The sequence below is a fragment of the Flavobacterium psychrophilum DSM 3660 = ATCC 49418 genome (genome assembly GCF_002217405.1).
Taxonomy (GTDB): domain Bacteria; phylum Bacteroidota; class Bacteroidia; order Flavobacteriales; family Flavobacteriaceae; genus Flavobacterium; species Flavobacterium psychrophilum.
Map to the genome: position 1 here is coordinate 1 of NZ_MUHE01000003.1, position 14,201 is coordinate 14,201.

Sequence of the window (14,201 nt, forward strand, 5' to 3'; positions counted from 1 at the left end):
AATTACACCCAACGGGTTAATTTAAACTAAAACTATATGTACTTATATATTAAATGCCCAAACTGCGGTTACAACTCTTATAACGTCCTTAACGTTAAAACTAATAAAGAAGTCATTATGACTATTTCTAAATGCGAGCCTACAGGTTGTTCTTTACAAATCCCAGAGGATAATATTTTTGACGAATATGAAACTTTTTCAGAACTTCAAATTTTCTCGGAAAAGAGATATAAAATTATTGAAATGATTAATTCTGATTGTTTTGATTAATTCTTAAATTTAGGTTTTATCAATTTACCATTAAAGTAAAGTAGTGTGTGATTTTCTAATAACTCTTTTTTTAAGTCGCACATTACTTTTACAATATCTTCATACATAACAACTGATTTTTGTTTGGCTTCTTTTCCGTTAAAAGTTGTTATTGGTATATGATTTAATTTATCTAATATATCCAATGCTGTTTTTATTTCTTCCGTTGTTTTTATTTCTTCTGCTGTTTATACGTTCTGTGTAGCTTTAAAATAGCACATAACGTTTCGCAGCTTGACGATGTGGCGGATTAAGGAAGCCTTAACTTTCGGTTAAACACGGACTTTACAAGTACAAAACCAACTTTAAATTAAGCCCAAAACCCGCCATATTGCCAAACTGCTGTTACCTGATGTGCTAATTTTTTATTCAGTTTCGTTATTAAATTCCGTGTATGTGTTCGTTTTCATAATGTCTATTTTATAATCTCCAACTTCATTTTTAGTGATAATTACGCTGTCAAAACCTAATTTATCTAACTTTTCCATTGTCGCCATTTCGCCTTCTTTGAGTTGTAAAACTTTTCGCAACAACCAATCAGACAACGCTTTGTTTGGATTTGTCATTAATGCCTTTCTTCCTTGTTGACAAAGACTTGCACTAAATATTTCTCCTGTTGGAATTTGCAAATTAAAATCTTGGTCTTTTTCGGGAAAAAAATTTGGATATTTTTTGTGCAATTCCGCAGGAATTGGAATATAAATTTCTCCAAAATCTCTTTTTCTTCCGTTTGCGTTCCATTGATTTAAACCACTTCGCTCAAAAATAAATTTCTCTTTTTTCTGAATTCCGTAAAGTGGCAGAATAACATAGTTTTCGCCTTTTACAAGTTTGTCGGTTGCAGTTTTTAAATTTTTGTTTTCTTCAAAAAGTTCAAGCAACAAAGAATACGGGTCTTCAATTATGTCAATTGGTAATCTAAACGCATTTTGTGGAATAATAAACTTTCTGAAAAGCGTACTTTTAGAATAATTAAATGAATATAAATTGTTTCCATCTTCAAATTGTAAACTTGCTTTGTTGTCTTTTACAGAATGAATATTAGCAACATCAATGATGTTGTAATCAGTTTCATAAAGCAACAATTCTTTTTCTTTTCGTGCTACAATATGATAAAGTGAGTTTTCAATATCGTAAACACGATTTGCCAAATTTATTCTGTCATTTCTGAATTCGCCAAGTTTTAAAGCAAGTTCTTTGCCTTTAAAATCTTTTAAAGTTCTTGATAAAGAATTGAATTCGGCTACTTTTTCTGTACTGGAATTTCCGCTACAAACAAAAGTTTTCAAACCAACACCAACTGAATTGTAATTTGCATCAAAAGCTGTATCCGAACGAGAAAGATTACCTGCATCAAAACTTCTACAAAAAATATTTTCGGCAACACGATAATTTATGAAAGGAACAGAACTTTCACTAAACAAACCCGAAAGCTTTGAAACTGCTGAAAGCAGTTTCAAATAATTTCCGTTTTTTTCTATGTCAATTTCTGCGAATGATTTCATAAAACGTTTATGATTTCGTTACTAATTCGCTCGATTAAAGTAGTAGTTACAGAATTTCCTGCTTGCATATAAAGTTTACTATTTGCCAAATTTGGCAAAATATAATTTTCTGGATAACCTTGAAACAAAAAACATTCTTTTGGAGTTAATTTTCTAATCCCAAAATCGTCTTTTATTAATGGAACATTATGTCCGCCTGTTCCCATATTTGCCGTTAAAGTTGGGCAAACATTACTTTTGTTTTCTCGTGCGTAAACTCTACGCCATTGATAAACAGTATCTTTTGAAACCATTGCTTTTTCCAATTCCGGATAATATTGATGGTCTTTTTGATAATATAAATTGTCTGCTTGTTTTCCTTTTTCGAGAATATCGTGAATAGTTTTTGTCAATTTAATTTCTGAAGGAAATTTAAAATCAGTATAGTTTTCGACTTGATTTGAGTCAAATGCAACTATGAAAATTCTTTCACGATTTTGTGGAATGTTTGCGTGTGTCATTGAGTTTAAAATCTTTGTGAAAACTTTGTAACCCAATTTGTCTTCTAAAACTGAAATAATTGTTTTGAAAGTATTTCCATTATCGTGAGAAACTAAATTTTTCACGTTTTCTAAAAACACAACTTTTGGTTTGTGTTTAACAACGATTTGTTCAATGTCAAAAAACAAAGTTCCTCTTGTATCAGCGAAACCTTTTTGATTTCCTGCAATCGAAAATGCTTGGCAAGGAAACCCTGCACACAAAACATCAAATTCTTGTGGAATATAATTTTTTACTCTTTCTTTTGTAATGTCGCCAAATGGAATTTCGCCAAAATTTTCTCTGTAAGTTTTTTGAGCCGATGTTTCCCATTCGCTTGTAAATACACATTTTCCTCCAACATTTTGCATAGCTAAACGAAAACCACCAATTCCTGCAAAAAGGTCAATGAATTTAAAAGTATAATTATTTGGAGTTGGAAACGGAACGTTTTCAACTTCAAAAAGTAGTTGTTGCAAAGCATCTTCTGCAACAATATTTATTTGTTCTTCAACTTGTTTATATTCAACAAAGTTGTTTAAAACTTTAACAGCATCTTTTTTATAATGCTTTGAAACTCCGTTGCGATAATTGTGTAAATAGTGCGTAATTAATGCTTTGTCGTATGGTTCAACAAGTTTTATTTGATAGTTTTTACCATCAAATTCTTCAATACTTATTTTCTCTTTAACTGCTATCAATTTACTTTTATTTATCGTTTTAGCAAAATTACAATTTAATTTTTAAAATTCGTAAATAAAAAATTTCTCGTTTCCGATTTAGTTCTGGCGAAGCAGTATATCAGGTAACGTTTCGTTGCTAAAAGCAGCTTGGGACTAAATTAGCCAAAACTTTCGGATTGACCAAATTTTCCTGACACAAAACGAATTTTAAATTCAAGACTAAAACCCAAATTGCTTGTAGCAGCTGTTGTCGTGCGGTGCTACGAATCGGCACTGAATTTTTCTTTTTTAGAGCTATTTTTTGCGTTCGGTTCGACAGAAAGTGATTTAATTTCAGCAGTTTTTTCTCTACACTTTTTTGAGTTCAGTTCGGTAAAATTCTGAAGTTTTTTCTCCACACTTTTTTGCGTTCAGTTCGGCACTTTTTTAAATTTCCATTTTCGGAAGTTCGGCAGTTTCAGATAAATTTCGGCAGTTTTTTCTCCACACTTTTTTGCGTTTAGTTCGGAAGCTATTTTCAAGTGTTAAAATCTCAAAAGTGAGAAGATAAATATTCACGATTGTAGTAAGCAGAGTCGATTCGGCACTGAACGACAACGTTCCGGCGCTTGGCGAGGTTGCGAAGTTCGGAACCGATTATTTTCTATCAAAGATAAAATTTCTTGCGAAATGTAAACGTGAATTTACTACAAAATTCGCAATCTTGCCAAACGCCTGTTAGGCACAGTACTTGTTATTCTGCAGTTTTTTTAAATAATATATATATTCTATTTATAATCATTAATAATGTTAAAGTAAATAATTGCATAAGAAAGTAATTTATAAATATAAATATGTTTTCTACAAGTGTTTTGTATTTAAATTCAGGAATTTCAATTGTAATTGATAATAAAGATAATATTAAGAATAATGATAAAACTATTGCAAATGAAATATTTGAATGTATTTCATTTATGAATTTATTTTTAATTTCTCTTTCAATTTTATTTTTATCATTATTACCTAATTTCTCAACGTCAGTTTTTATGTTTTCAATTTGACTGTAAATAATAGCTAATAAATTAAATAAAAATCCTCCCAAAATAGAGATTGAAGCAATTAAATTATCAAGTTGCTTAATGAAATTGTAATTTAACAAAGTTAGAGTTAATGAAATAATGCTTGGAAAAATAAAAAACAATAAAAAATCACCAATATTTATAAAATTATAAGATTGGTTTAAACTTCTTAAAGTTTTAAGATGGTCTTTTACTATTCTGTATATGTTAATTCGTTGCATCATTGCTAATTCTCAACTCTATTAAATCTCTTATTAATTCCTCTGATTGTGAGATTAGTGACTCAATTTTTACACTTCCATCTTCATTATATTCTAATTCCGAACTTACATCAATATCTGGTTGTATTCTACTTTTATTCATTACATAGAAAGTTTTTTTCTTTCCATTTAATTCCAATTCAAACTCAACTTCATCAAACTCATTGTCAACTATTTCAATTCGTTCTTTGTCTTGATGTGTAAATAGATAATCAACAAAGTCCTTGTAGTTTTGGGGCAAACCTGTGCTTGAAACCATTGAAGTTTTTAGAACACCAGGTATTTGTTGGTCAATATTTCCATTTTCAAAATATTCTTCGATTGAGTTTGGTAATCTTCTCTTTATTAAGTCAACTTTCTTTAATTTTCCATTATCCATCATTTTTCTATATACTCTTCCGTGGATAATATTATTGATGAATATATAATTATCCAAATATCCTTTTTGCTTAAAATGATTATTTAAAGTTTTTAACAATACCATTTTAACACCAAACTTTGACTTTCTTTGTAAAATTAATGACGCATAATCCTTGTTTTTTGGTATTTTAACGTAAAAAAACAACTCTCTAAAAGCTGCATGATTTTTTTTTATTTCTGCAACTCTTTCTCTGGTTTCTGTATCTAAAATGTTATACTCTTCACCACTAATACCAACAGAAAAATAGCCATAAATAGATCGATTGTCATCATCTGGAGTTGGTAAAGTATTTAATGTTAAATGTAATGGAATACTATTTTTAGAATCACTTGTCTTTACAATATTTTGAAAAATATCATTTAGATAAGTTTGAAAATAATTAAAGAAATCTTCTGTTTCATTAAATCTACTTAATATTTGGTCATTTTTTGACTTATTTTGAATTTTGATTAAATAGGTTGAGAGTAAGAATTTTTCCATTTTTATTACGTTTTTGTTGTATTGTGCCTAACGTCCCGTTGCTTGTGGTCTGGTGTGGATTTCGTAACCTTTTAATTTTCTGTTATGCAGAATTATGATTGCGAAACGGCAATTCCACTAAACCCACACTAGCCACAAACAACTGTTATGCCTTTGGTTTTTTCGGCATTTTTTTATATTACAATTTTCGGTTTCGCTTCCGCGCCGTTTAAGTCGGAAGTATTTTAAAATAATTATTATGTCAATATATAACTTATATACACTTATTTTTTCAATAGCTCCAATTGTTTATTTTGCTATTCTTCTTTATCAATTTTCTTGGTCAAAACCTTGGGACTATGCAAAGAATCAAGATTTTTTTGGACTAAAGTGGAAATATGCAATTTGGTTAATTCCTCTTCCATTTTGTGTATTTTCAGCTCTTGTTGTTGCTGTAGTTTTTTCTCTTTTTCTGTAGGTGATAAATTAACTGCAAAATTATAAACACTTAAACTTGAACCAATGACCGCAAATCCAAAAAACCAAAAAAATGTTTTCTGTTTCCATTTAGATGTTTTGAAATCGTATATGTCTTTTTTGTCTGAACGTTCGGATTTTATTCTTTCACGTTCCAAATGTTTATTCCAACCACCTTTTCTAACAACTTCATATCCCAATTTTGTTACATTAAGCATATGTTCATTTGGAACATCGATTAGTTGTTCAATTTTCATTAAATCAATTATTGCTTTTTTGGGATTTGCAGGAAGTTTGTTTTCGGATGTCAATACTATAAATGAATTTAGGAATGAATTACGAGGATATTTAGAAATTAAGTTTAAATTCTGCTCAATATTTTTATTGATTGCGTCAAAATTTAATTCTTGAATATATTTATCTTCCAATGTTACCATATTTTCGTCTTTTAACGTTTTGATTCTCTAAACTGAGGCATAACGTTTCGTTGCTAAAAGCAGTTTGGGACTAAATTAGCCAAAACTTTCGGTTTGACCAAATTTTCCTGACACAAAACGAATTTTAAATTCAAGACTAAAACCCAAATTGCTTGTAGCAGCTGTTATGGCACGGTGCTAAGAATCGGCACTGTTATTTTTTTAGATTTTTTTTGCGTTTAGTTCAACCGCAAACTATTCAATTTCAGTAGTTTTTCTCAACACTTTTTTGCGTTCAGTTCGGTTTTTTAGGTTTCAATTTTCGGCAGTTCAAAAGTTCAGAATATTTTCAGAAGTTTTCTCTCAACACTTTTTTGCGTTTAGTTCGGTACACTTTTCAGACTTTGAATTGAGTCAGTTCGGAAGCGATTTTAGGTGTAAAAATCTCAAAAGTGTGAAGATAAATATTCACGATTGAAGTAACCAGAGTCGATTCGGCGCTGTGCCATAACGTCCCGCCGCTTGGCGAGGTTGGGGATTAAAGATGCGAGATTTTTCGGTTAAACACAAATTTCCCAAATACAAAACCATCCTTAAATTCAGCCTAAAACCCCAATCTCGCCAAACGGCTGTTGGCAGTAGTATTATTTGTCATTTACTACATTTTGAATAAATAATCTTCCAAAATTCGTAAGTTTAATAACTTTTCTTTCAAATACAATTTTTCTATTTTGTAATATTTCAATTTTATGTTTTAATGTACTCAATGATAAATCATTTTCTAAAGGTTCATAAGTGTTTTCTGCTGTTAAATGTTGGTCATATGGAATTTCTGTTAATCCAAGTCTTGAAATATTGTCTACATACGTTGGAATCAAATCAGGTCTTTTGAGATTTGTAATTTTATCAAAATGTGAAAAATATGCGTATTCTGTAATAGATCCTTTTCCATCGGGCACTTCAGCATTTATATTTATTAACGGATATATAAATTTAACACTAAATATTTTTAGTAGTAGTGCTTCATCACTTGACAGATTTTTTATTATTTCAACATAACCTGGATGTATTAAATCTTGTGTATTTATGTCCATCGATGATGCTAACAAATTTGCATATAATTCTCTCAAATTAATATCATTCCCAGAAAATCTTAATGCTTCGACCGCTGGTCCAGCGATTTCAGTTGGTGGTGTGGTAATATTCTCTTCGGGTATATTTTTTAATTTTTCGGCTACTCTATTTGTAATAAATTCTTCAATTTTTTCATAACCCCAAACTAATGCTTTAATTGGTGCTAATGCAATATTTACAGTCTTAGTAACTGTTTCAAGAGATTGCCCAATTTGTTTTGCGGCAGGTTGTAAAGTGTCTTGATAAACGGGTATTGCTGTAACTAAACCTGTGACTGCATCAATTGTTGCTTTAATGTTTGTATCTTTTTCTTCCATTTTTTGTTTTTTTAGGAAATATTACTGCCAACGAGCCCCCGCTTTGCGGGGTTTTCGAGAGAGCTTGCTCTCGAAGAAAATCTAGCAAAGCGGGTGATGGAAGAACATCGTGCGAAAGCAACGATGGTTTTTCATCGCCCGCGTAGCGGGGGCTCGATGGAAAAAATTGTCCCGAAGGGCGATTTTTTCCATCGTTCTCGCGCTACAGCGGGTTTGGGACTAAATTAAGCCCTATTTTCGGATTTGCCAAATCTTCCAAATACAAACTAATTTTTCCATTAAGCCAAGTTGCCCAAATCCGTTGTAGCGTGTGTTAGTGGCTGGTTTTTTCTTATACTCCAGTTTCTCCTTCTATTCTATTAATTAACGGATTGAGTTTTATTAATTGTTTTTTGTAACGTTCTATTAATGTAGTACAATTTGAAATCATATATTTTTTTTCGGCTTTAATTGCAGAAATGTCATTAAAACATTCCGTCACAGTTGTAGCTAATTTTATAATTCTTTCATCGATTGCAAGATTTCCTAAAATTAATACAACAGGTTTGAAAAATTTTTCTTCAAGATCTAAAGGATTAAAATTTGGATTATCTCTATTTAAACTTACTTCTGTTAAATATAAATCAAAAAGAGGTTTATATTTTTCATCTTTACTGATATCAATACCTTCTCGTGCAAGAGCTACACTATAAGTTAGAATTTCATGATTTATTTGTTGTAAATTTTTATTGTAAGAACTTGTTGTTTTTGAAATGCCTTCTAATAAACTTTCCCATTTTTCTTTTAACATTTCAAATTGATGAACTAAAATTCCAATATGACCATGAGTTGTGTTTGAAATATCTATAATTTTTTTAAAATCTTCTACTTTACTTTTTTTATACCAAGGTTTTGAGTTTTTTGATTCAATATATTTTACTAATTCATTTTTGTCTAATGATTTAAATACATCACCATTGATTACACTGAATATACTCAAATTTGGAAGTTCCCATTCTGTTTTCTTTAAATTCTCTGTAAATCTCTCTAATTCGGTAATCTGTGCTTTAATTGGTTCTTCAGTACTCCTCAATTCAATTATCCATCTTTCTCCAGCTTTTTTTATATTACTTTTATCATTCCACCAATCAATCATTTTATTTATGAAAATACCTAACAAAAGAGAAATTAAAGAAATTATATATTTAGAATAATCTGTCTCACTTTTTTCTTTTACAATATATATTTTGGCTTCTCCTTTCTGCAAATTTTGTTTGATTTTGTTTGACTTAATAATTGTATTATTAGTTGATTGCTTTTTAATATTATTTACTTTTTGATTTTGTCCAAACGCCACAATTGTAAATACTAACATTAGTAAAAATATTATTTTGAAAATTTTCATATGATGAATTGTTTACTTGTTTTTATTGCGGTAAACTAGCCACTAACGTTTTGCAGCTTGCAGAAGTGGCGGATTAAGGAAGCCTAAACTTTCGGTTAAACACTGACTTTACAAGTACAAAACCAACTTTAAATTAAGCACAAAACCCGCCATTTCTGCAAACTGCTGTTGGCAGATGTTTTTTATTCATTTTCACAAATGAATTTATATACGGCGGTCATTATTGAACCTGGTATAATCTTTTCATCGTTAGAATCATAATATTCTGGACGATGTTTTGAATTACCATTCTTGTAATATTGCACACCATTAGAAGATGAATATTCTTTTTCAGAACAATTCATTTTAATATATTCAAGTGTATAACCACCGCCTGTTTTTATAATTCTACCATTTTTACCTTTAGTAGATTTTACCGGTTCAGTCATTTTTAGCCAAAATTCTTTTGTTCCATAATTATCTTTTTCAAAATGAACATAAACTTGAGTTCCACTTGCGGAAGATGTTATGTACTGAAATTCATCATCGCTTTGAGAAAAGGACTTTATTGATATAAAAAGTAAAAAAATGAATAATATTTTTTTCATATTTTTTGTGAATTAAATTTGTTATTTTTTTCTTGTTTTTGATGTATATGTAGTAGATTTATTTTTACTAGCATATTCTTTCGTGACATATCTTCCGCTTTTTGCACTTCTTGACTTTTCTTGCGACAAACAATTAGCATTAATCATTAAAGCAATTACTGATAACATAATAATTTTTTTCATTTTTTTCATTTTTAGATTTATTAATTTTTTATTTTTACTTCAAAAGTTCTTCCGTTTTCATCTTCCATAGTTGCTTCTCCATCTTCGTTTAATTCAGCAGGACTTAATCTACTTTCAGCAGGATGAACATCTTCATCAAGCCAACCTCCTTTTGGAAAATTTATTCTAACTACTTCACCATTTTCTACATCTACATCTAAATCATAAGTTGCTGAATATCCAGTTTTTGGATTGTAATAATCTACGCTTGCATCGTAATTACCATCATCAATTTGCTTTTCAGTTTCAATATTTGAATTATTACTTACTTCATTATCAACTATTTCAGTTGTTTCGTCACTTTCATAATCAACATTTCTATTATCTTCTGCTGAATAATTAGTTGAATTATTATCATAATCTTCCGTTGATGATTTTGAATTATTTTTACAACTTAAAATTATCAAGAAACTTATAAATAGTATTTTTAATTTCATATTTTCTTTTTACGTTTTTTTCGGCAAAATATCTGCCAACGTCCCGATGCCTGTGGCTGTTGTGGGATTTCGTAACCTTTCAACTTTCTGTTATACAGAATTATGATTGCGAAACGGTAATTCCACTAAATCCCACAATAGCCACAGACAGCTGTTGCCAGATCGGTTTCGCTTTTCCACCGTTTAAGTGAAAAGTATTTTTAAAATCAATATTTATGTTACGATTTAATTCTTTTTGGAAACGATATTTTGACGATTATTATTTACAGATAGCCCTTGGATATTTTGCTTATTTTCTAACTTTTCTATACTTGCTTTTATTTGGTTTAATTCTTTCTTGTTTTTTAATTCCGAGTTTTCAAGTTTGGTTGTCAAAGTTATTATGGCAATAATTAAGGCTAAAACAGGAATAACAATTTGAGTTACATCTTTGATTTTGCTTATTATTTCGTTCCAATGTGCTTTTTTATATTTCCCATTTGAAAATGCAGATATTCCTAAAGTTTCTGAATATAGCCCTTCAATATTATAGGCATTATGATAGCCAATTTCTTTGTTTTCATAAAGTTCAGAAGTGATAATTAAAAGTTCAAAAGCGTTAATATTTAATTTACTATAAATCTCTTCATATGATATTCCTAAAGCTAAACAGCCTTCTTTCCTCAATTGAACATTTAGGTTTTGAGTTGACAAAACTTCTAGCAACTTATGTCTTTTTAAATTATAGTTTATTCTCATATTTTCATTTTTTAACCGTTACCCCAAACTGTCTGGCAACGTTCTCGCGCTACAGCGGGTTTGGGACTAAATTAAGCCCTATTTTCGGATTTGCCAAATATTCCAAATACAAGACCATTTTTCCATTAAGCCAATTGCCCAAATCCGTTGTAGCGTGTGTTGGCAGTAGTACCTATCGGTTTCTATTTCAGATAAATTTCATTTTTCACATAAGTATTGTTCAGCCAAAAACAATGTTTAGTGTATTCATTTTGCTTTGTTAATTTGTCTTTTTTCGGCAGTTCAAAAGTGTCGGAAGAATCTTTTGCGTGAGGACGAACGTGAGAAATGGAACTAAATTTCTTGCTGGGAAAATTCGTGAAACGAATTTCCTTGCCTTTTTTATTAGTTTTTATTTCTTTTACGATTTCGCCTTTTGCAACAATTTGTTTTGTTTTTGTCCAAACTTTTTCAACTTCAATTAAGTCCAAATATGGCATATTCCAAAATTTCACTTTTCGTAGAATTAGTTTTTCGTTCTCGAATTGAAAGAAAACAAATAGAAACTTATGTTCTAAAACATCCTTGAAATCAGAATCTTCCCAATCTTCATTTACAATTTCTTCGTATTTGAAATTTGGAAATGAAATATCTTCTTTTGGTAAATCATTTTCTTTTAAACGAACTGTTTTTACAATAATTTCCGCTTTTTCAAATTCTTCGATTTCTTTGTCAAGTTCAATTCCGAGAATCGCTTTTGTCAAACTTGCGTAAAAACTTTTTGCTTTTGTATTGATTTTAATTTTCAGAATTTTTATAATTTCTTCTTCAGTTTTTCCATAAAACGGTTTGAATTTTGAAATTACAATTTCTTCAATAGTTTGTTTTTTAGCGACTTGAACGTTTGGAATTAACTTTCCATAAATTCCTTTGTTTTCCTTTGCAATTGATGCAATGATATGATTTACATAACCTTGTTTGAAAGAATATGCTCTTTGTTTTGCTGGAATTTCGCTAAATGGTTGCTTTCTGACCGATAAAGCGTTTGCACCTTTGGTGCAAGCACCAAGATAAAAAGTGTCGCCTTCCGAAAGTTCGTGTGCTTTTCCGTTTGCAATTTTTTCATTAATTGTCTGCCAATCTTTTTTGATTATTTCCAAATCAGTTGATGGAAAACTCCATTCATCAACCAATTTTATCAAATAATCCAAAATGTCATAACCTGCATTATGAAGATAGAAAATCAAAAGAATGCTTGCATTCTTTTTGAAGAAATCACTATTTTCAAAATTCTGATTTACAACATTAACGTAGTTAATGATGTTTAAAACTAATCGCTCTTTTGAGCGAAATTCGTCATTTTTTAGTTGTTTTAATGGCGAAGATTTTAGTTCCATTCCAATTTGAGCAAAATCTGCTTCTGCCACAGAATTGGGTTCGTAACCAAAATAAAATTTCTCTAAAACTTGTCCGAAATTCCCTTTTCCTGAATACGAATGTTCTAAAACTGTCGGGTCACAAACCTGACGTAAAGATTTTCCTTTTAGTTTTTTTGCATACTCAATTATAGAGTTTTTGTCACTTGGATTATACGGTAACTTCATTATTTATTTTTTGGTTTAATGCAATACCTATTTTTTCTATAACCCCAACAACCAATGCGTTACCCATAAAAAAAGCACGTTTCGTATCTGTTACTCCTTCAAATTTTGTATGATTATCGGGAAACATATTTAACCGTTCCAATTCAACTGGCGACAATCTTCTATAACCTTTATCAACTTTTATTACGTGCTTAAATCGTGATGCAGATTTTCCGCCTTCGCCTGTAATAATGGTTCTTGACGGTTTGTCTAACGAATCGGGGAAAATCATTCCACCTTCGCTGTAATTGTATTCAAACCCTTGTGCGTTTTTACGCATTTCTTTTTTTGCACCTTTCAGATAAAACCATTTGTCTAATTCTTCTTCTTTTATGTAAAATTCCTCGGTTACTTCCCCGTTTTGAATGATGTCTTTTAGGATTGTAAATTTGTCTTCGTAACTTGGTTTTGTTTTGATTGTAGTCACAATTCCGTCAATCATAATTCCTGTATTTTCAAACATTCCTTTTTTGCCGTTCTTGTTGAAATTTTCAGAAATTTCAACAATATCTCCTTTTAGTTTGAATTCGTTTGGAAACAAAATATCATCAGATTGAACTGGAAAAGCGTTTGCTAAAGTTCCATCTTTTAGAATCCAATCTTTTGAAGTTGTTTCTTTTATTTCGTTATAAATTGTTGAATCTTTTAAATAAGCCAAAATAAAAATTCTTTTTCTTCGCTGTGGCATTCCATATTCTGATGCGTTTACAACTCGCCATTCAACAGCATAACCCAAGTCGTTTAGACTTTTTAGAATTATTGCAAAATCTCTTCCTCGTTGTCCTGATGGCGAAATCAAAAGTCTATCCACGTTTTCAAGAAACAAATATTTGGTTTTGTTTTCTTTTTCGCTTAAAATTTTGTGAATTGACCACCACAAAACACCCTTTTTTCCGATTAATCCTTTCGAGTTTTTTAGCGTAGTTGCAACAGAATAATCTTGGCAAGGAAAACCGCCAACTAACAAATCGTGATCAGGAATTTCAGTAACTTCTACGGTTGAAATGTCTTGATTGCAATGACTTTTTTTGTCCCAACGGGTTTCATAAACCATTGATGCGTGTTGCACTTTGGTTGATGGTTCCCACTGATTACTCCAAACTACTTCGTAAGGACTTTCAAAATTTTCTTTATAATTTGATGATGCAGATTTGTTATTCCATCCTTCTAAACCAAGTCTAAAACCACCAACTCCTGCAAACAATTCTACTACTTTTATTTTATTTTCCATTGTGAATAGTTTTTAGGTATAATGCTTTTTCTTCGGCTACTTTTAGAACTTCTCCAATATTTTCTTCATAGAGAATTGTATTTGCGATTTGATCGCTTAACCAACTTGTGATTAATTTATTTTTGTCTAAATCGTAAAATTCAGCAAATTTTTCAACTTGTTCTTTTGTTGGTTTTCTTTCTCCACGCTCAAATTTGCTTATAATCGCTTGATCAATTTCGAGTGCAGAAGCAACTTGTCTTAATAAAAGACCTTTGCTTTCTCTTTCAGTTTTTATAATATCTCCAAATGTTTCCATAAGACAAAATTTGTTTTGACAAAAATAGTCAAATTAATTTCAGAAACAATTTTTAAAGGATTTATTTTTCAGATTTCTCGTTTTCTCCGATTTTTGGGGGTATTACTGCCAACGAGCCCCCGCT

The 14,201-nt window shown here is 30.3% G+C and carries 16 protein-coding genes; 1 reads left to right on the plus strand and 15 read right to left on the minus strand.

The window, feature by feature from the left end:
• Positions 1–36 precede the first annotated feature (36 nt).
• The gene (locus B0A57_RS12135) at positions 37–270 is read left to right on the plus strand and encodes a hypothetical protein (protein ID WP_123960859.1); all 234 of its coding nucleotides are present in this window, start codon (positions 37–39) and stop codon (positions 268–270) included.
• Here the strand turns inward: B0A57_RS12135 and B0A57_RS00390 are convergent.
• From B0A57_RS00390 to B0A57_RS00455, 15 genes are all read right to left on the minus strand, one after another.
• Positions 267–455, minus strand: a complete 189-nt coding sequence (locus B0A57_RS00390; protein ID WP_038466592.1) for a hypothetical protein — start codon at positions 453–455, stop codon at positions 267–269. The two genes, B0A57_RS12135 and B0A57_RS00390, sit on opposite strands and share 4 nt — an antisense overlap.
• Before the next feature lie 219 nt (positions 456–674).
• A complete protein-coding gene (locus B0A57_RS00395; RefSeq protein ID WP_038466595.1) occupies positions 675–1,814 on the minus strand; it encodes a phospholipase D-like domain-containing protein in 1,140 nt (379 codons plus the stop codon).
• Positions 1,811–3,034: a DNA (cytosine-5-)-methyltransferase gene (dcm, locus tag B0A57_RS00400; protein WP_228463478.1), complete on the minus strand. Its 1,224-nt coding sequence runs from the start codon at positions 3,032–3,034 to the stop codon at positions 1,811–1,813. Before dcm (B0A57_RS00400) ends, B0A57_RS00395 begins: the two co-directional genes overlap by 4 nt.
• Before the next feature lie 715 nt (positions 3,035–3,749).
• Complete coding sequence (locus B0A57_RS12285; protein WP_123960862.1) at positions 3,750–4,097, minus strand: hypothetical protein; 348 nt, start codon at positions 4,095–4,097, stop codon at positions 3,750–3,752.
• A gap of 184 nt (positions 4,098–4,281) precedes the next feature.
• Positions 4,282–5,235, minus strand: a complete 954-nt coding sequence (locus B0A57_RS00410) for a hypothetical protein (RefSeq protein ID WP_038466601.1) — start codon at positions 5,233–5,235, stop codon at positions 4,282–4,284.
• Positions 5,236–5,531: 296 nt separating this feature from the next.
• Complete coding sequence (locus tag B0A57_RS00415; protein WP_038466604.1) at positions 5,532–6,128, minus strand: hypothetical protein; 597 nt, start codon at positions 6,126–6,128, stop codon at positions 5,532–5,534.
• 623 nt (positions 6,129–6,751) lie between these two features.
• The gene (locus tag B0A57_RS00420) at positions 6,752–7,558 is read right to left on the minus strand and encodes a DUF4393 domain-containing protein (RefSeq protein WP_038466606.1); all 807 of its coding nucleotides are present in this window, start codon (positions 7,556–7,558) and stop codon (positions 6,752–6,754) included.
• Positions 7,559–7,889: 331 nt separating this feature from the next.
• Positions 7,890–8,912: a hypothetical protein gene (locus B0A57_RS00425; protein WP_123960864.1), complete on the minus strand. Its 1,023-nt coding sequence runs from the start codon at positions 8,910–8,912 to the stop codon at positions 7,890–7,892.
• A gap of 212 nt (positions 8,913–9,124) precedes the next feature.
• On the minus strand, positions 9,125–9,529 hold the full coding sequence (locus tag B0A57_RS00430) for a hypothetical protein (RefSeq protein ID WP_038466612.1): 405 nt from the start codon (positions 9,527–9,529) through the stop codon (positions 9,125–9,127).
• 21 nt (positions 9,530–9,550) lie between these two features.
• The gene (locus tag B0A57_RS12180) at positions 9,551–9,712 is read right to left on the minus strand and encodes a hypothetical protein (protein ID WP_158409053.1); all 162 of its coding nucleotides are present in this window, start codon (positions 9,710–9,712) and stop codon (positions 9,551–9,553) included.
• A 20-nt stretch (positions 9,713–9,732) separates the two neighbouring features.
• Positions 9,733–10,188, minus strand: coding sequence for a hypothetical protein (locus tag B0A57_RS00435; RefSeq protein WP_038466615.1), 456 nt, complete (start codon positions 10,186–10,188; stop codon positions 9,733–9,735).
• A gap of 225 nt (positions 10,189–10,413) precedes the next feature.
• Positions 10,414–10,926 (minus strand): hypothetical protein, encoded by a 513-nt coding sequence (locus B0A57_RS00440; RefSeq protein WP_038466620.1) that lies wholly within the window; start codon positions 10,924–10,926, stop codon positions 10,414–10,416.
• A 182-nt stretch (positions 10,927–11,108) separates the two neighbouring features.
• Positions 11,109–12,509, minus strand: a complete 1,401-nt coding sequence (locus B0A57_RS00445) for a Sau3AI family type II restriction endonuclease (protein ID WP_038466623.1) — start codon at positions 12,507–12,509, stop codon at positions 11,109–11,111.
• Positions 12,493–13,779, minus strand: a complete 1,287-nt coding sequence (gene dcm / locus B0A57_RS00450) for a DNA (cytosine-5-)-methyltransferase (RefSeq protein WP_038466626.1) — start codon at positions 13,777–13,779, stop codon at positions 12,493–12,495. Before dcm (B0A57_RS00450) ends, B0A57_RS00445 begins: the two co-directional genes overlap by 17 nt.
• Positions 13,769–14,077 (minus strand): helix-turn-helix domain-containing protein, encoded by a 309-nt coding sequence (locus tag B0A57_RS00455; protein WP_034098013.1) that lies wholly within the window; start codon positions 14,075–14,077, stop codon positions 13,769–13,771. The genes dcm (B0A57_RS00450) and B0A57_RS00455 overlap by 11 nt, the downstream gene beginning before the upstream one ends.
• Positions 14,078–14,201 lie beyond the last annotated feature (124 nt).

Bases quoted from the DNA above. Each gene is read 5' to 3' on its own strand.
- B0A57_RS00410 (WP_038466601.1), bottom strand. From the start codon at position 5,235: ATGGAAAAATTCTTACTCTCAACCTATTTAATCAAAATTCAAAATAAG.
- B0A57_RS00445 (WP_038466623.1), bottom strand. From the start codon at position 12,509: ATGAAGTTACCGTATAATCCAAGTGACAAAAACTCTATAATTGAGTAT.
- B0A57_RS00455 (WP_034098013.1), bottom strand. From the start codon at position 14,077: ATGGAAACATTTGGAGATATTATAAAAACTGAAAGAGAAAGCAAAGGT.
- B0A57_RS00430 (WP_038466612.1), bottom strand. From the start codon at position 9,529: ATGAAAAAAATATTATTCATTTTTTTACTTTTTATATCAATAAAGTCC.
- B0A57_RS12135 (WP_123960859.1), top strand. From the start codon at position 37: ATGTACTTATATATTAAATGCCCAAACTGCGGTTACAACTCTTATAAC.
- B0A57_RS00420 (WP_038466606.1), bottom strand. From the start codon at position 7,558: ATGGAAGAAAAAGATACAAACATTAAAGCAACAATTGATGCAGTCACA.
- B0A57_RS00435 (WP_038466615.1), bottom strand. From the start codon at position 10,188: ATGAAATTAAAAATACTATTTATAAGTTTCTTGATAATTTTAAGTTGT.
- B0A57_RS00425 (WP_123960864.1), bottom strand. From the start codon at position 8,912: ATGTTAGTATTTACAATTGTGGCGTTTGGACAAAATCAAAAAGTAAAT.
- B0A57_RS00395 (WP_038466595.1), bottom strand. From the start codon at position 1,814: ATGAAATCATTCGCAGAAATTGACATAGAAAAAAACGGAAATTATTTG.
- B0A57_RS12180 (WP_158409053.1), bottom strand. From the start codon at position 9,712: ATGAAAAAAATTATTATGTTATCAGTAATTGCTTTAATGATTAATGCT.
- B0A57_RS00440 (WP_038466620.1), bottom strand. From the start codon at position 10,926: ATGAGAATAAACTATAATTTAAAAAGACATAAGTTGCTAGAAGTTTTG.
- B0A57_RS00415 (WP_038466604.1), bottom strand. From the start codon at position 6,128: ATGGTAACATTGGAAGATAAATATATTCAAGAATTAAATTTTGACGCA.
- dcm (WP_038466626.1), bottom strand. From the start codon at position 13,779: ATGGAAAATAAAATAAAAGTAGTAGAATTGTTTGCAGGAGTTGGTGGT.